The organism is Roseivirga spongicola, from assembly GCF_001592965.1.
GTDB lineage: Bacteria > Bacteroidota > Bacteroidia > Cytophagales > Cyclobacteriaceae > Roseivirga > Roseivirga spongicola.
This window is the reverse complement of the sequence record NZ_LRPC01000012.1, coordinates 507,598-531,851: the sequence shown is the minus strand read 5'-3', so window position 1 is coordinate 531,851 and position 24,254 is coordinate 507,598. Positions and strand designations below refer to the sequence as shown.

Annotated in this window: 23 protein-coding genes and 1 tRNA gene; 10 read left to right on the top strand and 14 right to left on the bottom strand. The window is 40.8% G+C overall.

The features are described 5' to 3' along the window. Window positions 1-10: 10 nt before the first annotated feature. From AWW68_RS10255 to AWW68_RS10215, 9 genes are all read left to right on the top strand, one after another. Complete coding sequence (locus AWW68_RS10255) at window positions 11-1,807, top strand: LamG-like jellyroll fold domain-containing protein (protein WP_068220378.1); 1,797 nt, start codon at window positions 11-13, stop codon at window positions 1,805-1,807. An 83-nt stretch (window positions 1,808-1,890) separates the two neighbouring features. After that, window positions 1,891-3,846: a glucoamylase family protein gene (locus AWW68_RS10250; RefSeq protein WP_068220375.1), complete on the top strand. Its 1,956-nt coding sequence runs from the start codon at window positions 1,891-1,893 to the stop codon at window positions 3,844-3,846. Window positions 3,847-3,877: 31 nt separating this feature from the next. Next, window positions 3,878-5,230: a glucoamylase family protein gene (locus tag AWW68_RS10245; RefSeq protein ID WP_068220372.1), complete on the top strand. Its 1,353-nt coding sequence runs from the start codon at window positions 3,878-3,880 to the stop codon at window positions 5,228-5,230. Next, window positions 5,223-6,017, top strand: coding sequence for a carboxylesterase family protein (locus tag AWW68_RS10240; RefSeq protein ID WP_068220369.1), 795 nt, complete (start codon window positions 5,223-5,225; stop codon window positions 6,015-6,017). The genes AWW68_RS10245 and AWW68_RS10240 overlap by 8 nt, the downstream gene beginning before the upstream one ends. Window positions 6,018-6,026: 9 nt before the next feature. Then, window positions 6,027-8,297, top strand: a complete 2,271-nt coding sequence (locus AWW68_RS10235; protein ID WP_084375650.1) for a glycoside hydrolase family 3 N-terminal domain-containing protein — start codon at window positions 6,027-6,029, stop codon at window positions 8,295-8,297. A 218-nt stretch (window positions 8,298-8,515) separates the two neighbouring features. Further along, entirely contained in the window at window positions 8,516-10,033 is a 1,518-nt protein-coding gene (locus AWW68_RS10230) for a sulfatase family protein (RefSeq protein WP_068220367.1), read from the top strand. Between the two features lie 8 nt (window positions 10,034-10,041). Further along, complete coding sequence (locus AWW68_RS10225; RefSeq protein WP_068220365.1) at window positions 10,042-10,794, top strand: sulfite exporter TauE/SafE family protein; 753 nt, start codon at window positions 10,042-10,044, stop codon at window positions 10,792-10,794. Window positions 10,795-11,174: 380 nt separating this feature from the next. Continuing rightward, on the top strand, window positions 11,175-11,711 hold the full coding sequence (locus tag AWW68_RS10220; protein WP_068220361.1) for an AAA family ATPase: 537 nt from the start codon (window positions 11,175-11,177) through the stop codon (window positions 11,709-11,711). Between the two features lie 205 nt (window positions 11,712-11,916). Beyond that, window positions 11,917-12,522, top strand: a complete 606-nt coding sequence (locus AWW68_RS10215) for a dioxygenase family protein (RefSeq protein ID WP_068220358.1) — start codon at window positions 11,917-11,919, stop codon at window positions 12,520-12,522. A 48-nt stretch (window positions 12,523-12,570) separates the two neighbouring features. On the opposite strand, the gene AWW68_RS10210 is transcribed toward AWW68_RS10215, so the two are convergent. Then, window positions 12,571-13,026, bottom strand: coding sequence for a type I restriction enzyme HsdR N-terminal domain-containing protein (locus AWW68_RS10210; protein WP_068220355.1), 456 nt, complete (start codon window positions 13,024-13,026; stop codon window positions 12,571-12,573). Between the two features lie 32 nt (window positions 13,027-13,058). On the opposite strand from AWW68_RS10210, the gene AWW68_RS10205 reads away from it, so the two are divergent. Further along, window positions 13,059-13,832: an AMP nucleosidase gene (locus AWW68_RS10205; protein WP_068220351.1), complete on the top strand. Its 774-nt coding sequence runs from the start codon at window positions 13,059-13,061 to the stop codon at window positions 13,830-13,832. 265 nt (window positions 13,833-14,097) lie between these two features. Here the strand turns inward: AWW68_RS10205 and AWW68_RS10200 are convergent, their stop codons facing one another. From AWW68_RS10200 to AWW68_RS10140, 13 genes are all read right to left on the bottom strand, one after another. Further along, window positions 14,098-15,390: an MFS transporter gene (locus AWW68_RS10200; RefSeq protein WP_068220821.1), complete on the bottom strand. Its 1,293-nt coding sequence runs from the start codon at window positions 15,388-15,390 to the stop codon at window positions 14,098-14,100. Between the two features lie 77 nt (window positions 15,391-15,467). Then, window positions 15,468-15,929 carry an ExbD/TolR family protein gene (locus AWW68_RS10195; protein WP_068220348.1) on the bottom strand — a complete coding sequence of 154 codons (462 nt, stop codon included), beginning with the start codon at window positions 15,927-15,929 and terminating at the stop codon, window positions 15,468-15,470. A 1-nt stretch (window position 15,930) separates the two neighbouring features. Next, entirely contained in the window at window positions 15,931-16,593 is a 663-nt protein-coding gene (locus AWW68_RS10190; RefSeq protein ID WP_068220345.1) for an ExbD/TolR family protein, read from the bottom strand. A gap of 4 nt (window positions 16,594-16,597) precedes the next feature. Beyond that, window positions 16,598-16,960 (bottom strand): hypothetical protein, encoded by a 363-nt coding sequence (locus tag AWW68_RS10185; protein ID WP_068220343.1) that lies wholly within the window; start codon window positions 16,958-16,960, stop codon window positions 16,598-16,600. Window positions 16,961-16,984: 24 nt separating this feature from the next. Beyond that, window positions 16,985-17,782, bottom strand: coding sequence for a MotA/TolQ/ExbB proton channel family protein (locus AWW68_RS10180; RefSeq protein WP_068220340.1), 798 nt, complete (start codon window positions 17,780-17,782; stop codon window positions 16,985-16,987). A gap of 153 nt (window positions 17,783-17,935) precedes the next feature. Further along, window positions 17,936-18,023: transfer RNA gene (locus AWW68_RS10175), tRNA-Ser, on the bottom strand. 92 nt (window positions 18,024-18,115) lie between these two features. Then, window positions 18,116-19,177, bottom strand: coding sequence for an asparaginase (locus tag AWW68_RS10170; protein ID WP_068220337.1), 1,062 nt, complete (start codon window positions 19,175-19,177; stop codon window positions 18,116-18,118). Beyond that, window positions 19,170-19,937, bottom strand: a complete 768-nt coding sequence (locus tag AWW68_RS10165) for a TatD family hydrolase (protein WP_068220334.1) — start codon at window positions 19,935-19,937, stop codon at window positions 19,170-19,172. Before AWW68_RS10165 ends, AWW68_RS10170 begins: the two co-directional genes overlap by 8 nt. A gap of 1 nt (window position 19,938) precedes the next feature. Continuing rightward, entirely contained in the window at window positions 19,939-21,033 is a 1,095-nt protein-coding gene (locus AWW68_RS10160; RefSeq protein ID WP_068220332.1) for a glycosyltransferase, read from the bottom strand. Beyond that, window positions 21,030-21,653 (bottom strand): polysaccharide deacetylase family protein, encoded by a 624-nt coding sequence (locus AWW68_RS10155; protein WP_068220329.1) that lies wholly within the window; start codon window positions 21,651-21,653, stop codon window positions 21,030-21,032. Before AWW68_RS10155 ends, AWW68_RS10160 begins: the two co-directional genes overlap by 4 nt. Further along, complete coding sequence (locus AWW68_RS10150) at window positions 21,640-22,866, bottom strand: GAF domain-containing SpoIIE family protein phosphatase (RefSeq protein WP_068220326.1); 1,227 nt, start codon at window positions 22,864-22,866, stop codon at window positions 21,640-21,642. Before AWW68_RS10150 ends, AWW68_RS10155 begins: the two co-directional genes overlap by 14 nt. Window positions 22,867-22,868: 2 nt before the next feature. Continuing rightward, entirely contained in the window at window positions 22,869-23,123 is a 255-nt protein-coding gene (locus AWW68_RS10145; protein ID WP_068220818.1) for a hypothetical protein, read from the bottom strand. An 8-nt stretch (window positions 23,124-23,131) separates the two neighbouring features. Further along, a complete protein-coding gene (locus tag AWW68_RS10140; protein ID WP_068220322.1) occupies window positions 23,132-24,226 on the bottom strand; it encodes a glycosyltransferase in 1,095 nt (364 codons plus the stop codon). Window positions 24,227-24,254 lie beyond the last annotated feature (28 nt).

Here is a 24,254-nt window from a genome sequence, read left to right as displayed (position 1 = left end):
AATAAACGATATGAGAATTATAAAATCATTATTTCTAAGCACCTTACTCATCTTCTTAATTGCTGGGTGTAAGGATGCCTTTCTAGACGAAATAAAAACGGTTGAACCAGGAGAAGACACTGCTGCTCCTGAAGTAACCGTAAACTACCCTGCAAATGGTACTGAAATACAGGTTTACGAGAGTGTAACTTCAGTTAATATTGAATTTGAAGCTACTGACGATATAGAACTAGCTACCATTACCCTCACCTTAGATGGTGCTGAAATAGCTAGCTTCTCAGACTTTGTAGATTACAGGAAATTCGTTGGTGAATATACCTATTCAGAATTAGCAGATGGTGACCATACTTTAGTGGTGACTGCAACTGATATTAATGGAAAGTCTACTACTGAAACCATTAACTTCTCTAAGATTCCTCCTTATGTAACTAAGTATGATGGAGAGATCTTCTACATGCCGTTCGACAATGACAATGTTGAACTTGTAAATGTTAGGTTCCCTACTGAGGTAGGAAATATGGGCTTTGCAGGAGAAGGTAAAGTAGGTGGCAATGCCTTGGCTGGAGCTACAGATTCTTACCTAACCATACCAGTTAGCGATATTTTGGATGACGAGTTTAGTGCTGTATTCTGGATGAAGGTGAACGATGACCCTGACAGAGCAGGTATATTAGTTGTAGGCCCGCCAGACACAGATCATGCAAATTACCCTGATGTTCAGAACGACAGAACAAGTGGTTTCAGATTCTTCAGAGAAAATGTAGCTGGTAAACAACGCTTCAAGCTGAATGTTGGAAATGGAACTAGCGATGCTTGGATAGACGGTGGAGCTGCTGCAGATGTAGCACCTAACTCAGGAGAGTGGGTACACTTTGCCTTCACTATATCGAACAGCGAAGCGATTGTCTACATCAACGGTCAGCCAGTTAAAAACACTGCTATTTCTGGTGTAGATTGGACCAACTGCGACATCCTTTCTATTATGTCTGGTTCTCCAAGATTTAACGAATGGGGACACCTATCTGACAGAAGCTTAATGGATGAGCTAAGACTCTTCAACAAAAGCCTTTCTCAGACAGAAATTCTTACCATCATTAACGATGAAGGTGGAACCGTCTATAATGGTGAGTTTGGCGAAAAGTTCTACATGGACTTTGAAAGCAACTACGTAGACGCTGCTTCAGGATTGGCTGCTACTCAAGTAGGTTCAATCAACCTTGCTGGTGAAGGCCTAAGAGGCAGTGGAGCTTTCCAAGCTGCTACCGATGCTTACGCAACCTTCCCATCTAACGGAATTGAATTTGATGAATTCAGCGCTTCTTTCTGGTATAAAGTAAATGCTACTCCAGACAGAGCTGGTATTCTAGTGGTTGGCCCTCCGCATACTGAAAACGCTGACTATCCTAACACTCAAAACTTGCGAACTAGTGGCTTTAGGTTCTTTAGAGAAAATGCTGGTGGCAAGCAGAGGTTCAAACTAAATGTAGGAACTGGTGCTGGAGAAGTTTGGGTAGACGGTGCCGCAGCTGCAGATGTAGACCCTACTACACAAACCGACTGGATTCATATGGCCTTTACTATCTCTGGCTCCGTAGCAAGAGTATACATAGATGGCGTAATGGTTTCAGAATCTGATTTACCTGAAGGCTTCAGCTGGGCCAACTGTGACATCATGTCTATTGGTTCTGGTGCGCCTAGATTTAACGAATGGGGTCATAAGTCTGACCTAAGCTTAATGGATGAGCTTAGAATTTTCGACAAAGCCCTTACTCAAGCAGAAGTAGATGCAATTAAAGCAGCGCGTTAAGCAGCTGACTATCAATTAAGAGTCGATTGGGGAATTTGGCTTCAGCTAGAGTCCCCAATCGTTTCTAAAACCCCAACCAATTAATGAGAATTAGGCTATTATACATCTTATTAATTACTAGCCTTTTAGGCTGTAAATCTGATGAACCTTCGGCCGAGGCACTCCAATTGGAGTCTGCTTTCGCTGGTTCCCTTCAACTTAACCTCACAGGAGATATTACAGCGTCTATTCCTGTAGACCGTAGCATTTCCCTTTTATTCTCCACAGCTTTAGACCCTGCCACTATTGCCACAGGCATTAAATTGTTAGCAGGAACACAAGAAATTACTAAAACCGTATCACTGTCTGCTCAAGGTAAATCTGCCTTGCTTTCGGTAAACGGAATTTTAGAAAACAATACCATATATACCGTTAGCTTAACCGATGAATTAAGAAGTGCCGATGGTGCCACCATCACTCCTACTTCGTTTCAGTTCAGAACTCAAGCCGGAGAGCTAGAGCTAGTTTCCGTATTGATGAATGGAGAAGCCATTAGCAATAATCCAAGGGTTCAAAATGTAGACCCTCAACTTACGCTCACCTTTGAGTTTAGTACACCCATTAATGTTTCAACCTTTGAAACGGCCTTTAGATTACAAGGCAAGTCGGTAAACATTGTCAGTTCTAATGAAGACAAAACAATTACTGTTACTCCAACTACATCATTAGACTACATCAAAAAATACAACTTCAGCATTTCTGACGATTTAGAAAGTGCTGAGGGGCGTGGTTTCGATGGCTATTCTTTAGAATTCTACACCAAATTAGATCCTTCATTTAAATTTCCTCAGATATCTGAGGAAGACCTCCTGACTAAAGTACAGAAACAAACTTTCAAATACTTCTGGGATTTTGCCCACCCAAATTCTGGTTTGGCCAGAGAAAGAAACTCTTCGGACAACACCGTAACCATTGGCGGCTCTGGCTTTGGCGTAATGAGTATCATTGTAGGAATAGAACGAGGCTTCATTACCAGAGAACAAGGTGTTCTCCGACTCAAAAAAATTGTAGACTTTCTTAAAGGAGCAGACCGATTCCACGGGGTTTGGCCTCACTGGATGAATGGAAACACTGGTGAAACTGTACCTTTCAGCGCTAATGATAATGGGGGCGACTTGGTTGAAACGGCCTTTATGATTCAAGGTCTCCTAACTGTTAGAGAATACCTTAACCCGGGCAATACTCAAGAACAAAGCATTAGAAACACCATTACCCAACTTTGGCAAGAAGTTGAGTGGGATTGGTACACTCAAGGCGGGCAAGATGTGCTGTACTGGCATTGGTCGCCAAACTATGGTTGGGAAAAGAACCTTAAAATCCGTGGCTGGAACGAATCATTAATTGTATATGTCTTGGCCGCTTCCTCTCCTACCCATCCAATTTCGGCTAGCGTATATAATGAGGGTTGGGCCAGAAATGGCGATATGGCCAATAATAATGAATACTATAATATTCAGTTACCGCTGGGTAGTTCGTTTGGGGGTCCGCTATTCTTCTCTCACTATTCATTCCTTGGCTTAGACCCGAGAAACCTACAAGATCAGTACGCCAACTATTGGAATCAGAATGTAGCTCATGCTAAAATTAACCACGCTTATTCGGTGGCTAATCCTAAAAACTTTGTTGGCTATGGAGAAGGCGCTTGGGGGCTAACGGCCAGCGATAACCACAATGGCTATTCTGCTCATTCACCTACGAATGACTTGGGTGTAATAACACCAACCGCAGCCCTCTCTTCTTTCCCATATACACCAGAAGAATCTATGACTGCCCTTAAACATTTCTACTACATAATGGGAGATAAACTTTGGGGCGAATACGGTTTTTACGATGCATTTAACCTCACGGAAAACTGGTATGCAAGCTCTACTTTGGCCATAGACCAAGGGCCAATTATTCTAATGATAGAAAACTACAGATCGGCCTTATTGTGGAATCTTTTTATGAAAAACGAAGAGATTTCAGACGGGCTAGACAAACTAGGATTTACAAGTTATTGATTGAAATAAAAGACATAACCTTACTAATACGATGAACAAAAAAACAGTTTTACAAAGCATTCTGGCATTGACCCTCTGTGCGGTCATCATTTCTTGTGGCCAGTCTAGTGCTTCAAGTAATGCAGATGTTAGCAAAAGCGAATCGAAAGAAGATTCTCTACTCAACTTGGTGCAATACCAAACCTTTCAGTATTTCTGGGAAGGTGCCGAACCTAACAGTGGTATGGCCAGAGAGAGATACCATATGGACGATATTTACCCTAGCCATGACAAAGACATTATTACCTCAGGTGGTTCTGGCTTTGGCCTTATGGCAATTATTGTTGGAATAGAAAGAGGCTTTATCACCAGAGAGCAAGGAGTTGAAAGATTTGAGAGAATCACAGATTTCCTAGAAAATGCAGACACCTTTCATGGGGTTTTCCCTCACTGGTGGGATGGTAAGACAGGTAAAGCGAAAGCTTTCAGCCAAAAGGATGATGGTGGCGACCTTGTAGAAAGCTCATTCTTAGCCGCTGGCTTATTGACTGTTAGACAATACTTAGATAAAAACATTGATAGAGAAGCTAAACTAGCAGACCGCATGGATGCTATTTGGAAGAACATTGAGTTCGATTGGCACACCAGAGGCGAAAACGTACTTTACTGGCACTGGTCTCCTAATTACGGCTGGGAGATGAACTTTGACGTTCGCGGTTATAACGAATGTTTGATTATGTATGTATTGGCAGCAGCTTCTCCAGATCACAGCATTGACCCTGCGGTTTATCATGAAGGTTGGGCAATGAATGGAGAGATTGCCAACGATACCGTATTCTATGGTCTTGAAACCGAGTTAAATCACTACGAAACTAACGATTCGCCTGTTGGTCCTCTTTTCTGGGCTCACTATTCGTACCTAGGCCTAAACCCTAAAGGACTTAAAGATCAATATGCTGATTACTGGAAGCTTAACCAGAACCATGCTATGATCCATTACAAATATGCTGTAGACAACCCTAACGAGTTCGAAGGTTATGGACCAAACCTTTGGGGTTTTACCTCTAGCTACTCTATGAGAGGCTACGCAGGCCACCGACCAGACAGAGACTTAGGAGTAATCTCTCCTACCGCTGCGCTTTCTTCTTTCCCATATACACCTGAAGAGAGCATGGCTATGCTTAAGCACTTATATACCGACTTAGATACTTTGGTTGGAGAGTTCGGTCCTTACGATGCATTCAGCTTACAAGAAGATTGGCACTTACCTAGATACTTGGCTATTGACCAAGGTCCAATTCCTGTAATGATTGAAAACTACAGATCTGGCTTAATCTGGGAGCTATTTATGTCTGCTCCAGAAATCAAAGTTGGACTAGACAAATTAGGCTTTACTTATGAATAAGGTATCTCTAGTATTGATAGCACTAATCTGTGCTATCAATATCACCCATGCGCAAAATCCAAAAGATGCTTTTGAACATGGGCAACATGAATTTAAAGAAGGCAGCCTGAACTATCGCGTGCTGTATCCTGAAGGGTTCGATCCTTCTAAGAAGTATCCTTTAGTGCTATTTCTTCATGGGGCTGGAGAAAGAGGCGAGAACAATGAAAAGCAACTGATTCATGGAAGCAAACTTTTCCTGGATGCTCAGAACAGAAAGGACTTTCCTGCGGTAGTCATTTTTCCTCAATGCCCACCAGATGACTATTGGGCCAATGTTCATAGACCTTTAGATGAAAATGGTAAAAGACATTTCACCTTTTTCAAAACAAGTAAAAAGCCTCATCAATCTATGAAAGGATTAATGTCTATGGTAGATTCTCTGAGTAGCGTATCGCACATAGATACCGAAAGAATGTATGTGATGGGTCTTTCAATGGGTGGTATGGGCACATTTGAGCTAGTGAGCAGAATGCCTAAAACCTTTGCTGCGGCAGCACCTATTTGTGGTGGAGACAACCCAAAGAGTGCCAAAAAATACGCAAAAAAGGTTCCGTTCTGGATTTTCCACGGACTAAAAGATGATGTGGTTCCTCCACATTTTTCTCAAGACATGGCCAAAGCCATAGAGGCCAAGGGTGGTAAAGTAAAGCTTACTTTATATCCAAATGCCAACCACAACAGTTGGGACCCTGCATTTGCAGAACCAGAGCTTCTACCATGGCTATTCTCTAAAACAAAGCAATAGAAAGCTATAATGAAAAGACTTAGAATTCAGATAAAATCAATTACTAACCTAGCGCTAATCTTTGCACTAGCAGCAGTTTCATTCACTGCCTGCAACTCTTCTTCTAGCAGCAGTGGCAATTCCGAAATGGATGCATTCATAGATTCTTTGATGAATGAAATGACTGTAGAAGAAAAAGCAGGGCAACTCACCCTATACACAAGTGGCTGGGATGTTACAGGCCCTGTGTTGCGCGATGATTACATGGATGAATTAAGGGCTGGCAGAGCTGGTAATTTATTCAATGCTCACACTGTAGATTACGCCACAAATCTTCAAAGAATTGCCGTAGAAGAGACCAGGTTGGGTATTCCCCTACTATTTGGTCTAGATGTAATTCATGGTTACAAAACCACTTTCCCAATTCCTCTGGCCGAAGCCGCTAGTTGGGACATGGATATAATTGAAAAATCTGCGCATTTGGCAGCAAAAGAAGCCGCATCTGCAGGTGTTAACTGGACATACAACCCTATGGTAGATATTGCCAGAGACCCTCGCTGGGGACGAATTGCCGAAGGCAGCGGTGAAGATCCTTACTTAGGCGGACTTATAGGAGCAGCCAAAGTGCGAGGCATTCAGGGTTCCGACTTAAGCGACCCTACTACTATTCTTGCCTGTGTAAAACACTTTGCAGCCTATGGAGCCTCTCAGGCAGGCAGAGACTACCATACGGTAGATATGTCTGACAGAGAATTGAGACAGAATTATCTTCCTCCTTACAAGGCAGCCTTAGATGCTGGAGCAACTACTGTTATGACTTCATTCAATGAAGTAGATGGTGTGCCAGCATCGGGAAACAAGTACTTAATGACTGAAATTCTTCGCAATGAATGGGGATTTGATGGCTTTGTTGTCACCGACTATACTTCTATCAATGAAATGGTGCCACATGGTGCAGTAGCTAATTTGAAAGAAGCTGCAGAATTAGCCTTTAATGCTGGTGTTCAAATGGACATGCAGGGCGGAGTTTACAGCCAGTATATTCCTGAATTAATTGAGGAAGGAAAAATCAAAGAGTCAGACCTAAATGACTATGTGCGCCAAGTGTTGGAAATGAAGTATAAGCTAGGCCTCTTCGAAGACCCTTACAGATACCTGAATAAAGAGAGAGAGCAATCTACGCTTTACGCTCAGGAGCTAATGGATCATTCACTTTTGGCTGGAAAAGAGTCAATAGTATTGCTCAAAAATGAGCCTGCTGGTAAAAATTCAGAGAACCTTCTTCCACTTTCAAAAAACACGAGGTCGGTAGCTCTTATCGGACCATTGGCCGACAATCAGAAAGACATGTTAGGTACATGGCATGTTGCTGGAGACGAAAGTAAAGTAGTGACTCTATTGGAGGGAATTAAGCAAACTGCTCCTAATGTAAGAATCAATTATGCCAGAGGAGCAGGTTTCAATGGAGACGACAAGTCAGGTTTTGCTGAAGCCATTGCAGCAGCCAGAAGATCTGATGTTGTAGTTATGGCCATTGGTGAAGACTACACCCAAAGTGGCGAAGCAGCCAGTAGAACTGAAATTGGCTTGCCTGGGCCTCAGCAAGAATTAATCGAGGCAATACATGCGCTTGGTAAGCCAATAGTTGCTGTTGTTATGGCTGGCCGTCCGTTAACAATTAACTGGATTGATGAGAACATTCCTGCAGTAATGAATGCTTGGCATTTAGGCACCATGTCTGGTAAAGCCATTGCAGAAACACTATTTGGCGACCATAACCCAGGAGGAAAGCTGACCATCACTTTCCCGAAAAACGTAGGCCAAATTCCTGTTTATTACAACATGAAGAATACGGGCCGTCCTTTCGATGCTAATAACAAGTACACAAGTAAATACTTAGATGTATCGAACGAGCCACTTTATCCATTTGGTTATGGTTTAAGCTACACCACATTCGAATATTCTAACCTCAACTTAAGCAGTAATGAACTTTCAGCCGAAGGCTCTATTACCGTCAATGTTACGGTGAAAAACACTGGCAAGTATCAAGGTAAAGAAGTGGTACAGCTTTACATCCGAGACCTAGTGGGTAGTGTTACAAGACCTGTGAAAGAATTGAAGGGTTTTGAAAAAATAAGCTTAGCCCCAGGTGAGTCTAAGCAAGTGAGTTTTACTATTACTAACAAGGATCTAGAATTCTATACGCGTGATATGACTTTTAAGTCAGAACCAGGTGATTTCAAGGTTTTTGTGGGAACCAACTCTGCGGAAACGCTAGAGGCAGACTTTGTACTTAAATAAAGAGAATGTCCCGTATTTCAGGTCGTGCAATCATTTGACCCTTGTTAAGTTTACTTGTGCTCTTTTTTGTCGATGGGCATGACAAGAAAGATATATCAAAGAATAATAGGCGAAATACACTAGGGACATCTTTTGGGAATAGTCGATGGCAATTCCAACGCGCAGGAAGCCATTGACATTCCCATTATGATTATTTGAATTTCTAAACCATCAACCTCATGACCAGTCAAAAAAGCATTTCTTCCTTCTTTCTTATTGGCCTCATCTTTATTGCATCTTCTTGTACAACTCCAGATACCAACTCAGAAGCAGACGTATTAAAGCTCGATCAAATTGAAGGTACCGAACCGTTGAATGTTATTTACATTTTGAGCGATGATCATAGGTATGACTTTATGGGTTTCACTGGTAAGGTTCCCTTCTTGGAAACTCCAGCTATGGACAAAATGGCCAAAGAAGGCTCGCACATTGAGAATGCCTTTGTTACTACTTCACTTTGTTCTCCAAGCAGGGCCTCCATTCTAACAGGTCAGTTTTCTCATCACCATCAAGTGGTAGACAATCAGTCTCTCATAGCAGACAGCGTGCGCTTCTTCCCTCAATACCTTCAGGCAGCAGGTTATGAAACAGCCTTTATGGGAAAATGGCACATGGGAGAACATCATGCAGACCCTCGTAAAGGTTTCGATCATTGGTTTAGCCTAAAAGGGCAAGGCAACTATTACAATCCATTGATCAATGTTAATGGCGAAGAAAAGGTATTTGGAGACAGCACCTATATAACCGACCTTCTGACAGAAGAAGCGCTTCGTTGGTTAGGTGAAAGAAAGGGCGAAAAACCTTATTTCTTATACCTGTCTCATAAAGGAGTTCATGCCGATTTTAAGCCGGCCAAACGTCATCAGGGGGTATATGCTAGTGGGCAACCTAGCTACCCTCCTACCATGTTCCCTGAAAAAAACCCTGATTACAACTATGAAGATGTTCCGGATTGGGTAAAAAAACAGCGCTACAGCTGGCATGGTGTAGACTATATGTACCACGGCCAAATTAACTTCGATGAGTTCTATCAGCTATATAATGAAACATTACTTTCAGTAGATGAGAGCATTGGAAAGGTATTGGACTTTTTGGAAGAAAGCGGTCAAATAGAAAGCACTATTGTTTTCTACATGGGCGATAATGGTTTTTCATTTGGTGAGCATGGCCTTATAGATAAGCGACAAGCTTATGAAGAATCAATAAGAATACCACTTTTAGTTTATGGCGGCAAAGATCTAATCAAGCAAAACAGGGTAAAGCAGATGATCCAAAATATAGATATTGGCCCAACCATTCTGGCAATGGCAGGTCTGGAGACTCCCGAGAATATGGATGGCGAAAGCTTTTTACCTATTCTGAAAGGGGAAAATCCAGCTGATTGGAGAGAGCGCATCTATTATGAATACTTCTGGGAAAGACCATTTCCTCAAACCCCAACAGTTCATGCAGTAAGAACCGACAAGTACAAATTCATTCGTTACTATGGTATTTGGGACATTAATGAGCTTTACGACATTGAAAACGATCCTTGGGAAATGAATAACCTAATTCGAAACCCAGAGTATGCCGATGTTTCAAAACAACTCCGTGAAGACCTCTTTCAATGGCTCGATGAAACCAACGGTATGCAGATTCCACTAAAAACCGATGGGTCCGGGTTTAGGTTCGACCATAAGTACAGAGGTACCTACTAAATTGTACCGTGGAATGGTCTAATGATATATTGCTGATTATAGGAGGCCTTTTGGCCGGCATAGTAAACACTATTTCGGGAAGCGGAACACTGTTTAGCATGGGAGTGATGACACTTACCGGTATTCCGCTGGTAATGGCCAACACCACCACACGACCAGGTGTATTTTTCCAGAATCTTACAGGAATTCTAGTACTAAGAAGGTTTAACAACTTCACCACTAGCACCATCCAATTGGGTCCAGTTATAGCAACTGTTTTAGGCGCTATGGCAGGTGCTTGGTGTGCTACTGTAGTTTCTAATGCATCGTTCAACCTAGTGGCCTCTGTGGTTATGCTTGGCCTTTTGTTTACCTACATTTTTCCCGCAAGCTTATTTAGCAAACTAAAAATATCGTTCCCTAAGTCTGGAGTACTTTTAGCGTTCTGCTTGTTCCTTGGTGGCTTCTATGGTGGCTTCATTCAAATTGGAGTAGGCATTTTAATTCTGGCCATTCTTTCGAGCGCTTACAAAATGCCGTACAACGAATCTAACACCTACAAACTCATTATCATTTTAATCTATACGGTGCCCACAACACTATACTTCAGCTTTACAGATAATATTCTATGGCGGCCAGCCATTCTTTTAACTGTAGGGCAAGTTATTGGTGCCTTTGGCGCAGCTCGATTTATAAGTAAGAATAACAAGGCTCATCTATGGGCTAAAACAATATCAATTTTAATGATTATAGCCACACTAATAAAGGTGTGGTTTTATTGATTCTAGTGTTAAATACTAAAAGTAATAATCAAAAAAGCGGAAATTCGATGAAAATGGAATTTCTAAAAGGAGTGAAGTACTGTACACAAAGTAAATATTACAAGCTTCATAAGATTACTCATAATTAGGCTTTTACCCCTTAGATTATTATTGTTACATCAATTATTAAAACGATCGCCTGCAAAAATTCGTAGAATATACTTAACACCTAAATTCTAGCATCTAAATACCTAATTTTAAGACGTAGGCTCTATTTTTTCAAGCACGAGAGTCTGCTCAAGTGTAGAGCCTACAAGTTAGATGGATACTGCAAAACAGACTGTTTAAGTCAATTCTCATGTTGAGTTCAACTTGGGCTTACAAATAAACCCATTAGTGATTTGAAGATTATTGTCTTTGGTGCTTCCGGTTCAGGTACTACAACCCTAGCTAAATCATTAGCCGAGCGGTTGAGCTTTCGCCATTTAGATGTAGATGATTTCTATTGGGTGCAAACAGCCGTACCCTTCCAGATAAAAATTGCCAGAAGCCAACGGGTTGCTAACCTTCGAAATGCCATGGAGGCTTGTGACAATGCAGTGGTAAGTGGTTCTTTGATAAGTTGGGGTGATTACTTTTGCGATGCCTTCGACCTCGCCATATTTTTGACTCTTCCCAGAGAAACAAGAATGGAAAGGCTTAAACATCGTGAATTGGACAGGTACGGAGATCGACTTTTCTCCGATCCAGATTTAAAAGCTCAATCTAAGGCTTTTCTAGATTGGGCGAGAGAGTATGATAATCCCTTATTTTCTGGCAGAAATATAGCGAAACATAAAAAATGGGCAGAATCATTAGCCTGTAAATGTGTTGAAATTGGCGATCTAACCAATGAGCAACGCATTGATATAGTCATATCCGTAATTGACCCTAAATGAACTCCGTATATGGCTAGGTTAGAAAACTGACCACATCCACTTTATCAACCTTGATGGAATCGAAAGAGATATGCCAGCTATAGTGCAATGGTTTAGTAATAATTCTTAGACTCCATTTGTTCTATGCACTCAGGTTTTCATCTATTTAACCTACACTTTGGTCGATGTAGCTTATTTAATACCCATTCTTTGCGTTAGCTGAGATATGAAAAAGCTCTTCTTAATCTCTGTACTCAGTATTTCATCAGTTCCAGTCTTTTCCCAAACTCTTGGTGGACCTTGCGAAGGTTGCGAAGCTCTTCTAGAGTATGGTAACAGGCAACTCAGCTCTATAGACACCTTACCAGATTACTCTATAAACGAACCCAAAATGATAGTTACTGGTACGGTCTATAAACTGGATGGAAAAACGCCTGCCAGTGGAGTAATTATCTACGCCTATCACACTGACCGTTCAGGTATTTACCCAACTAAAGGTGATGAGAAAGGCTGGGCCAGAAGACACGGGTATATTCGGGGTTGGACAAAGACAGATGAAAATGGGCAGTATACCTTCTACACCTTTCAGCCAGCCACCTACCCCAGCAGAACCGAGCCAGCACACGTTCACTTAACAGTCAAAGAACCTGGTAAGCAAGAGTACTGGATAGACTCTATTCAGTTTGAAGAAGACGAATTACTGACGAAGAAGGTTAGAGAAAAAATGGGGAACAGAGGTGGTTCTGGAATCGTCAAACTAAAAGAGAAGGGATCCTTTCTACTAGCTGAAAGGGATATTATTTTGGGAATGAATATACAAAACTACCACTGAGGCAATAAGTCTAAAGGGCGATAAAACATATTCAAAGAATTAGCTTCCCTACATCTCCTTTAACTGTTGATGGGTAGGAATTTGATCTAACATTTCCACTTTTTGTCCTTCTCTACAAATTCCGGCATACGTGTTCACTCCGTTGGTAACTATAATCAATGGAGCTTTACAAACTTGATTATAAGAACCAATTTGTTCTACAACGCCATAACCTAATTTCACGTTTGGTGCCTTACATTCTATCAGTACTGAAGGATTCAATTGTTGATCGTAAATAAGAATATCACTTCGCTTCTGAAGCTCATTATATTTAAGCCCCGATTCTACCTTTGTTCTAGACGCGGGGTAGCCAAGGTTATTAATCAAATGATTAAGAATATGTTGCCTTACCCATTCTTCAGGTGTCAATTGAATGAACTTCTTCCGAATGGGGTCGAAAATGAATAACTTGCCAGCTCTATTCTCAAGTCGGTATTGAAAAGTCGGCAGGTTGAGTTTCAGCATTCCGCAAATCTAATGAGACCAAACATTTATTAATGAAGAACAAGCAAGAAATCGTAGAAAACTGGCTCCCCAGATACACTGGTGTAGCCCTTGATGAATTTGGCGAGTATATTCTCCTAACCAATTTCATCTCGTATGTACACATGTTTGCAGACCAATTTGGCGTGGAGGTAAAAGGTGAGGACCGGCCAATGCAAAGTGCTACTGCAGAGAATATCACCATTATCAACTTTGGTATGGGTAGCGCCATGGCAGCAACCGTAATGGACCTACTCTCTAGTATTCATCCTAAAGCGGTACTCTTTTTAGGAAAGTGTGGTGGGTTGAAAAAGAAAACCCAGTTGGGTGATCTCATTCTACCTATCGCGGCTATTAGAGGTGAAGGAACAAGCAACGAGTATATGCCAGCAGAGATTCCTGCACTTCCTTCTTTCCGCCTGCAAAGATCTGTTTCTTCCATGATTAAAAAGCATGAACGGGACTACTGGACAGGCACTTGCTATACCACCAACCGCAGGGTTTGGGAGCATGACAAAGCTTTTAAAAAGTATCTTAGAAAGATCAGAGCCATGGCAGTTGACATGGAAACGGCTACGCTTTTTACCGTAGGTTTTGTGAATGAAATTCCAAGAGGTGCCCTCCTACTGGTTTCAGATAACCCAATGATTCCTGAGGGTGTGAAAACCGAGGCTAGCGACAAAAAAGTTTCTTCAGATTACGTCAATGCTCACCTAGAAATTGGTATCGATGCACTGCGTGAATTAAGAGACTCCGGAGACTCAGTTAAGCACATGAGGTTCGAGTAATTTAACTCTTCAATACTTTAAAAGTAGAACCCTAGTGATCTGATCCGTTACTACCTTCATGAAGCATATTCTTGAAGGTAGTGATGAGATAACTATCCAACTGGAAATTCACTCACCAAAGCCACTAGAGTAAACGATGTTTTCCATCTAAAGGCTCAAATTGCGCTAATACAAGTGTTTGGCATTAGCTAGCAGTGAGCATAATTTCATTAGAAGCTACTAATGCGGCACGTTTACAAGCTCGTGAAATAGCATGTTATGGGTTTCATCTAGAAACCCTTGTTCTTCGAACGAGGAGAAAGCCCAGAATAAAAAAGACACTGAGACCTAATGCACTGTATCGCATACTGCCAGTTAGGTGTTCTATGATTCCATAGGCTAGCGTACCGAAGACGATAGACACGTTGAATGTTACATCATAAAAACTAAAGAACGAAGCATGATCTGTTGTATCAGCCGGAATGAGCTTAGAAAAAGTAGCCCTAGACAAAGATTGAATGCCTCCCATGATTAGTCCGACTAAAAAGGCTAATCCGTAAAACTCAACACTTGTAGAAACGAAGAAGGCTAGCAAACAGACTACCACCCAAATTATAATCATGGTAGCAATTGAATAAATATTCCCTCTCTTTTTAGAAAGAAACGCAAAGCCATAGGCGCCACCTATAGCAACTAATTGAATAATGAGCACTGTCAATATTAATTCTCCAGTAGCCATCTCCAACTCCTTAGCTCCAAAAAGTGAAGCTAAATACATCACCGCCTGTACTCCCGCGTTGTAAAAGAAGAACCCGACAACAAACCTTTGCATATCTGGTAGTTGCCTAATTTGTCTATAAACCTCCTTGAGCTCTCGATACCCATTATAGATCCACCTCCCTTCAGTCTTCTTATTATAAGGATTGGTAGGAAGTCTCCTTAGCGCAAAATTGGAAAAACCTATCCACCAAGCTGCCACGGTAACAAAGGCAATTCGAGCTGGTAAAGAGCCTTCAGGTATTCCGAACCACTCGGGTTTCTCAATCATTAAGAGGTTTAAGATTAAAAGAATAACGCTACCGATATAGCCAAGAGAATAGCCTTTGGCACTCAACTTATCATATTGGTCTACAGTAGCAATTTCTGGCAAGAAGGCATCGTAGAACACCAAGCTACCTGAGTAACCGATACTAGCCAAAACTGCCATCAATATTCCAAATTCAACATTATCTCCAATGAAGAAATACATACCCCCACATGACAGTGCACCAAAATAAGCAAAGGCCCTTAAGAAAAGCTTCTTTTTACCAGAGTAGTCGGCTATTCCAGACAGCAACGGAATGAGTAATGCCGTAATCAAAAAAGATGCGCTTAATGCATAAGAATAGAGTACTGTATTGGGTAGTGTTAACCCGAAGAACTCTACCGTCTTATTCCCACTCTCAGAAGTAGTCACTGCCTCATAGTAAATAGGAAATACGGCTGTGGTAATGGTTAGTGAATACACTGAATTGGCCCAATCGTACATACACCAACCAGTGGTAACTCGTTTATCATTAAGGTGTACAGTCTTCTGCATAATCAGAAAAATAGGCATAAAAAAAGAGACTGTAGTTACAGTCTCTCTTTAACAGTTAAGTAAGTTATTCGCTTAGTTTAGTTATCTTCTGACTTTTGAGGTGTCGCATACATGATCTTACGAGCATTTGCATCTCTTAACTCTGTCTGAATGTCTACAATAATACCCATTTTGGTTTCATTGTCTACTTTCATAGAGACAGTAATCTGATCTCTTTCTGCTTCACTCAAGTTAGACTTCTCTTGGTTAATCCAGTTAATGATACCATCAATACCGATAAATGCATCATTCGCTTGAATGAGGGCTTCAGTACCCATTGATTTATCTTTTGGTTTACCAACATAGAGGTAAGTCACAAGTTTCTTCTTTTCAAGCTTCACTAATTGTTCAGCTCTAGGAATCCTTTGTTCTACCTTAATCTCTGTTTCTCTCAATACGGTTGTTACCATAAAGAAGAACAAAAGCATGAAGATAATATCAGGCAATGCCGCAGTAGGGATATCCTGACTCGATTCGCTCTTTTTCTTAAACTTTGACATATTAACCTCCTTGACTTGACGGTTCTGCAATGGAAATTGCCTTAGGAATACCCATACGGGCTCTGTCGTACATTTCCTTTTCCTTAGGATCGGTTCGGTTTAACTTCCTGAATTCTTCATCAGTTATACCTACTCTTTCACCGTAAATTCTGTTATAAGCCGCATTCAGCTCATCTAGAATCTGTATGAATATCTCGTAACTACTACCACGGTCGGCCTTAAGGGACACAATCGCTGCACCAGGGCCATCAGATGAATCATCTTTGCCAAGGCTTCTTGTAATGTAAGACTTCATAGATGCTGGCAAAGAATTGTAAACATCTACATCACTTACATTATCACTACCTTTTTTGGTACTGCTTGGGTTACCGAAGTTCAACACAAAATCATACACCATATCTCTGATCAGAGTAACATCATCTAAAGGCTCATCTTCTACTAGAAGTAAGTCGGCAGAGTTAATCTGAATTTTGAATACGTTTTTCTGATTTTGCTTGATCTCCAATGGCTCATCGTCCTCATTTTTCGGAGGAAGCAAAAGAGTCAAACCTTTATTTGTGGCAATTTGCGTAGTTACAAGGAAGAAGATCAAAAGTAGGAATGCAATATCGGCCATTGAGCCGGCATTCACCTCTTGACTTCCTTTGTTTTTACTTCTAGCCATAATTTTATCTTACAATTCTTGCAATTGATGAATATACGAGACCAACTACGGCAATTACAATAAGTGCCAAAGTAGTTGTCATTGCACCGCCTACAAGCTTGTAGACAGAAGCAGCTTTTTCGCTAGTCGGATCAATTTTGGCTGCTTCCATAACACTTGCTGTAGAAGAACCAAACTCGGCCGGAGCCATGCTGTACCCGATGAAGAAAATAGCTACTAAAACTAATACTCCAATTCCACCTTTGATCAATGACTTAGGATTTCCAAAGGCATTGACCAGGTTCATTACTATAGCTGCTACAATGGCTACTCCAATAAGGATGTAAGCCGCATATAGCCCTATATCAATCCACTGTTCCTGATCCATATTTAATGTCTTTTAAGATGGAAATTATTTAGAAAGGTTGTGCTTCACTAAAAGGTCTACCAAAGAGATAGATGCATCTTCCATTGAGTTAACAATAGAGTCGATTTTAGAAACACAGTAGTTATAGAACAACTGAAGGATAATCGCAACGATCAAACCAGCAACTGTTGTTAAAAGGGCTACTTTAATACCACCAGCAACCAATGAAGGAGAAATATCTCCAGCTGCTTGAATAGCATCGAAGGCATCGATCATACCAATTACAGTACCCATGAAACCAAGCATTGGAGCAAGAGAGATGAATAGGGAAATCCATACAAGACCTCTTTCTAGTCTACCCATTTCTACAGATCCGTAGGCAATAACTGATTTCTCAACCATTTCAATACCTTCAGACATTCTCATCAAACCTTGAGTAAAGATAGATGCAACTGGGCCTCTAGTGCTCTTAGTTACTTCTTTAGCAGCTTCTACTCCTCCTGACTCAAGAGCGTCTTCAACTTTGCTCAAAAGCTTAGAAGTATTAGTAGTTGAAAGGTTTAAGCTGATGATTCTTTCAATAGCGATTGCTAAACCAAGAATCAAACAGATTAGAGGGTAAACCATGAACGCAGGGTCACCTTCAATGAATTTGTCTTTAACGATTTGATCGAATGATTTTTCCTCTTCCATGTCTGACTCCATGTCATAACTAGGAGATTCTGGGTAGGTGTCCTCAACAGCAGCTTCAGTAGCAGTAGTGTCCGCATCGTCTTGAGCAACTGCATTAAATCCGAAGGCGAAGATACCCAGGATCATCAGTAAAGAGAATAACTTTTTCATAGTCTAGTTTTGATTAATAAAGGTTAAAACGGTTTCTAAATTATTAATAATTATTATTAAAAGAAATTATACTTAAAACTTTAGTTGATAACTGAGGGGAAGGCTCCAAAAACATCTGCTTTATCACCTTGTCCGCCAATTCTCCTCTAATTGCGGAGAGAGAGGGATTCGAACCCTCGATACCCTTTAGAGGTATACACACTTTCCAGGCGTGCTCCTTCAACCACTCGGACACCTCTCCCTTAATCTTCTGACGCTTCTCGCAGGGGAACAAATAAATTAATAATTATCTGTCCATGCAAGCCCATTTTTGTTTTTGTAAGACACAAAAAATCAGTTCATTTCGCCCCTTATGGGAGTCCTCAGGCATTTTTTTGCATCGCGCAGATTAGAGAACCTGGCCAGCACATACATCATCTTTGCGGTGGCTGCTTCAGAGGTAAGATCGTGTCCACTTACCACTCCAATTTTATCTAACTCGCTGCTTGTCTCATACTTACCATGCATAACTCTACCCCCGTTACACTGAGAAACATTGAGTATAAGCTTGCCCATTTTGGCACTTTCTCTTAGCAAATCCAGAAACCATTTCTCATTTGGCACGTTGCCAGATCCGTAGCTCTCAATAATAACACCCTTTACAGCATCGGCTAAAAGAATACTAGCAGCGGTAATTTTATTTAATCCTGGAAACAGTTTTAACACCACAACATTATTGTCCATTTCAGGATTTACCCTTACAAAGTCTTTGGCGTATGGCTTTAAATACGACCATTGATAATCTATTGAAATACCAGCTTCTGCTAAAATCGGGTAATTTTCAGATTCAAATGCATCGAAATGTTGACTCTCAACCTTCTTTGCACGGTTCCCTCTTAGCAATACATGGTTGAAAAAAATGCATACCTCTGTAATAATTGGTTTGCCATTCTTCTTATCTGCAGCAATCTCTAATGAGGTTACCAAATTCTCAGTGGCATCTGAGCGTGGCGAAGCAATTGGCAATTGAGCTCCTGTAAAAATTATTGGCTTGTTCACTCCTTCTAACATAAAGCTCAGCGCTGAAGCAGAATAAGCCATAGTATCGGTTCCGTGAAGAATAAGAAAACCATCGAATTGATCGTAATGGTCATAAATCAATGACGCTAAAAGCTGCCAATGCTCTATATGTACATTAGAAGAATCTATTGGCTCCTGAAAACTGATTACAGAAATATTGACTTGAAGCTCTTTTAGAACAGGAACTCTCTCTAGAATTTGCTCGAAGCCACAAGGCACCAAAGATCCTGAGTCATTGAAGTCCATTCCTAAAGTACCACCAGTATAGATTGTTAAAACTCTGCCTTTGGGACTTTTATGGAAGTCGAAATGCTCAATTGGTTTTACATCAATCATTGAATTGAAAAAGTTTAATGGCGTTAGATGTTGTCTGTGTCTTTAGGTCTTCTAATGACATTTGTCGGTAATCGGCAATTTTCTGAGCAATCAACTCTAAAAACGCAGGCTCATTTCTTTTGCCTCTGTTTGGTGTTGGTGCCAAGTAAGGACTATCCGTTTCGAGTACTATTCTTTCTAAATCTAATTCGGGCACTACTTTATCCATTCCTGCATTCTTAAATGTAGTTACCCCACCTAGACCCAAGTAGAAATCTAAGCCAACAATTCTTTCGGCTTGTTCTGCTGAACCATTAAAACAGTGAAAAACTCCTGTAAGCTCATCGGTCTTAAGAGACTCTACAAGGTCAATAGTTAAGTCTAGTGACTCTCTACAATGAATAATGATGGGCTTTTTGAATTGCTTTGCCCACTCTACCTGAATCTTAAAGGCTTCAACCTGCTGATCTTGAAATGTTTTATCCCAATAGAGATCGGTACCCATTTCGCCAATGGCTACGAATTCTCTTTTGCCAAGCCACTCCTCTATTATATATAGCTCTTTTTCAAAGTCCTTTTTAACCGAACAAGGGTGAAGCCCCATGGTAGCGTAGCAGAAACTAGGGTTTCTCTCTTCCAGCTCCATCATTCCATCTATAGAAGTGTGATCTATGTTAGGCATAACAATTTTCTCTATGCCAGCCTCTTGAGACCGCTCCAAAACGTGGTCTATATCTTCCTTAAATTGCTCTGCATAAATATGGGCGTGAGTTTCAATCATATCAGAACTTCCTTCCTTTCCAGCTTACTTTTCCTTTAAATATTATTCTCAGCAACGCAAAAGTATCTAAAAGGCTGATAAAAAAAGGTTCGTACAAAAAGAGTTTGAACTTTCTATTGGTGTGTTTGTGCATCTGCCAATATTTAAGGCAAGTTGTAAAGTAGGCATAGCTCAAAATGAATAAGGCTAGGTCGATATAAGCAACAAATAGAGTCAGTAAAAAAGGTACTACCCAAAGCCTTGCGAAGAAGGCTGGAACGGCCAATATCCAGTGGTGAGTAAAAACTCCATTCATCCATCGGCAGCGTTGCGTAATCATTTCCGAAAAAGTGAGTTGTGGCCGGGTTTCCGCAAACCCTGTTTGTTCTATCACTTGACTGGTTTGTAGTCCAGCCTTTTGAAACCGCTGCAGCAAGCCTAAATCCTCCACATCGGTTGGGCCTAAAGCTCGAAAGCCACCAACTTGATCATAGGCCGACTTGCGAAAGCCCATGTTGTTACCAAGAATTGAAATAGGCCTAATGGCATCGGCCATAGCTTTCATGCTGTGCAACACAATTTGCCAATCGAAAAACTGAAGATGACTATAACGACCAACCGAGGCAATTTGAGTGTAACCACTAATTAACTGACTCTCTTTTAGGGCACCAACCATAGTCCTTAACCAGTCAGGCTGAACCTCCATATCTGCATCTATGATTACCTGAAACTCGTCATTACTCAGATCGATCAACTGATTTAACACATTGGCCTTGGCAATCAGTCCTTCCTTTTCATTTTCAACCTTTACTCCTTTTATATGGTTGTGCCTTTTTTCGAAATGCTCAATTATATTCCAAGTGCCATCTTCGGAATTATCATCTCCCACCAAAACCTGCATCGTTTCTTGTGGGTAATTGAGTGTTAATATTGAATCGAGACAACGCCTAAGGTTATGTTCTTCGTTTCTTGCACAGACTAAAACAGTCACTTTAGGGAGGTCACTTTCAGCTTTTGTCGAAGTCTTAAACTTCAACCTAAAGAACAGCATAAGGATTAGCTCAACTGTAAACAGTACTGAATAAATTGAAACTAAAACACCTCCTACCACGCTCATAATGCTTCGAATCGATAACCCGCTTTTTCAAAATGTCTCAGATAGGCTGGCAGAACGGCTTTCAGGTTTGCCTCTGCTTTTACATTGTCGTGAAAAACCACAATTGACCCCTTTGAGGTGGCCGCAATGGATTTTCTGAGAATTATACTTGGATCGATGGTTTGATCATAGTCTTGGGTGAGCACATCCCACATTACAATTGTCTTATTTTTGAGTAGCGCTTTACGTTGAGCATTTGTAAGTCTACCATAAGGCGGCCTGAACAAACTAGAATTTGACTTATCAGTATCCAGAGCTTCATCACAAGCCAAAACATCTGCCAGATATGCTTCTGCTTTGCTTCGCTTACCATTAATATGATGTTGAGTATGATTTCCCACTTTATGCCCCTCAGCCAATACTCTATTATATATAGAGCGATTTCTTAGGACATTCTCTCCAACGCAAAAAAAAGTAGCCTTAGCGCCATACTCTTGGAGTACATCTAAAACCCATTCCGTTAGATTAGGAATAGGTCCATCATCGAAAGTGAGGTAAATTACTTTTTCAGTAGTTTTTACTTTCCAGAGCAATCTGGGGTAAATGTACTTGGCTACAAATGGAGTTTTAAACGGAAGCATTATTGACCCTGCAAGATAAGAAAGTCAGGTCGTCAGTAAAGTTGCGCTCTTCAGAGAAGTTATAAAGCTCAGCCAAAAGCTTAGAGTGTAGCTCTGATAATGGAGTATTATAATTTGCCTGTAAAAACTCTTCTAATCTTTCACTACCAAACTCTTCTTCCGCCTTATTAAAGGTTTCGGTAAGACCATCAGTAAACAAGAAAAGTGAGAATTTATCTAAGTCTTCTACCCTTCCCATTTCTATAAAAGGAAGTGGTTCAAAGGCGCCAAGTACCGTTGTACCCACCGTGAGTTTTTCAACTTCTGGCTTGCCATTCATTAACAATGGAGGGTTATGACCTGCGTTGATGTACCTCAGGTCTTTCTTTTTGTAGTCATAAACTGCCAAAAAGAAAGTAATGAAATTCTCTCTATTGGCATTTTTACATAGGTGATAGTTCAGCTCATTAACAACAGAAACAGGATTATCGGCTGTTCTTGAAATGGTTCTTAAAACGGCCTGAAAGTTAGACATCAAAATAGCAGCAGGAATACCTTTACCGGATACATCAGCAATACACACCACAAACTGATCGTCTTGCTCTAGCGTTATATAATCATAATAATCGCCCCCTACCGTACGGCACGGCTGATAGTAAGCCTCGATATGAATCTTATCGTTATTAGGGAGATCTTTAGGGAAGAGGTAATTCTGAACGTTTTTGGCAATCTCCATATCGCGCTGAAGCGCCTGCTGCTCCAACTGCTTTCTGGCTAATCGTTTATTCTCAATGGCCACCAACATGATGTTACTCAAGGCCTGAATAAAGGTGGTGTCGACATTGATTTCAGGTCCTTTAGATTTCACAAATACGAAAGCCAAAAGCCTATCTTTATGTAATACAGGAATGATGATCTCGAACTCTTCGAAGCAAGAAACATCTAAATCCATCTGGTCGATGTAAGTGATTTTTCGAGCGCTCAAACAAGTTTGCCCCATTTTCACTTGCGTAAAATCTTGGGAAGTACCGAACTGCACCTTACACTCCCAATCTTCTTCCATTACAAACAGAGAGAGCTTTTCCATTTGAAGGTTCGCCCTTAGAGTAAATTCAAAGATTTTATAAAGATCCTCTTCCGGTAAGTTATTATTCACCGCCTGAGTGATCTCCATCAAGGCATTTACTTCGAGCTCCTTCTGAAAAAACTTAGTCTGTAATGAATTCTGATCCATTCTTATCTCCCGTTATGCGCCAACAAACCCTTCTTACTTGCCAGATAATAGTAGTCTTTAAACTCCACTTCAAAATTCAGTTTGTCTTCAAACACTTCATCATTCATATTGAATAAGCATTTGATATAGCCTTTCTGGAGAAGTGAAAACAGCACCTGTTTCAATTCTTCCTCCTCCATTTCTAACTCTTCAATTAAAAATGAAAATGGCTGAACAAAGTAAAGTTCATCTAACACATCGAATTCCTGATCCGTCATTGTCATAGTCAAGAATACTTTCTACCCTTCCATTGATATGAACCAAAGTTAGCAGCTATACCTATATAAATGGCATAAAGGGGATAGAATAAAAAGGAAATTATGAACGACAAAAAATTAGTTCGCTGCCCTAAATCGTGCCTTACTTGAAGCAGCAAAAACATCTCCGACATAAACTTGAGCCAAAGTACCCAAATACTCACCCTTGAAGCCATCGGGTCTGTTAAAAAGTTATAAATCAAGAAGCATTGAGCCAAGTTGACCAGCAGAATAAACAAAGCCAACACAATTGTACTCCATCGCTTATTGAATCTCCATTTACTAGCCCAGCGTTTTTTTTGATTGATCATTGAGCTCAATCTTTCAGCCCCTGCTGTCAAAACCACCGCCCGAGAATCTTTAGTAAAACGAATCGACCCTGGGTAACTAAGCTGAACCTTGTGCATGAAAAGCTCATCATCACCCGTTGGAATCTGATCTATCCCTCTATAGCCATCCAGTTCTTCAAAAACTATTTTTCGGAAAGCTAAATTAGCTCCGTTGGCCATAGTAGGCTTATTCAGATATGCACTTACAGCCGTTACGCCCATTAAGGCAGACATTTCAAGGCTTTGAAACTTTTGCCAAAAACCTTCACCAGTTAAAACTACAGGTCCCAAAACCATCTTGACTTCCTCCTCCTCAAACTGGCTTAAAAGTGAAGACAACCAATGCTCATTCATTTGGCAGTCGGCATCCGTTGTTATTATGAACTCGTTCGAAGCTTCGCTAATCCCTAAACTAAGCGCTGCTTTTTTCCCCTCACCTTCGGTTACTTCCAAAACTTCAGCTTGTAGAGAATACTTCTTGAGTGCTTCGCGAAGCAGCTCCACACTCCTATCTTCCGAATGGTCATTCACAAAAATGAATTCGACACTTTTAACTGACTGCCTTGAAAATGCTTTTACCAGCTTGACGAGTGTAGCTTCTTCATTTCGAAAAGGAATAATTACCGAACAAGGCTTATCTACCAATTCGAACTTATTTTTCTGCTTAGCCCATAGTATAAGCACTACGATGAGTAGCACCGACCAAAGGAACAAAACCGAATAAATAAGAAGCATGTGCGAAGAAAGAGCTTTCAATACCAAA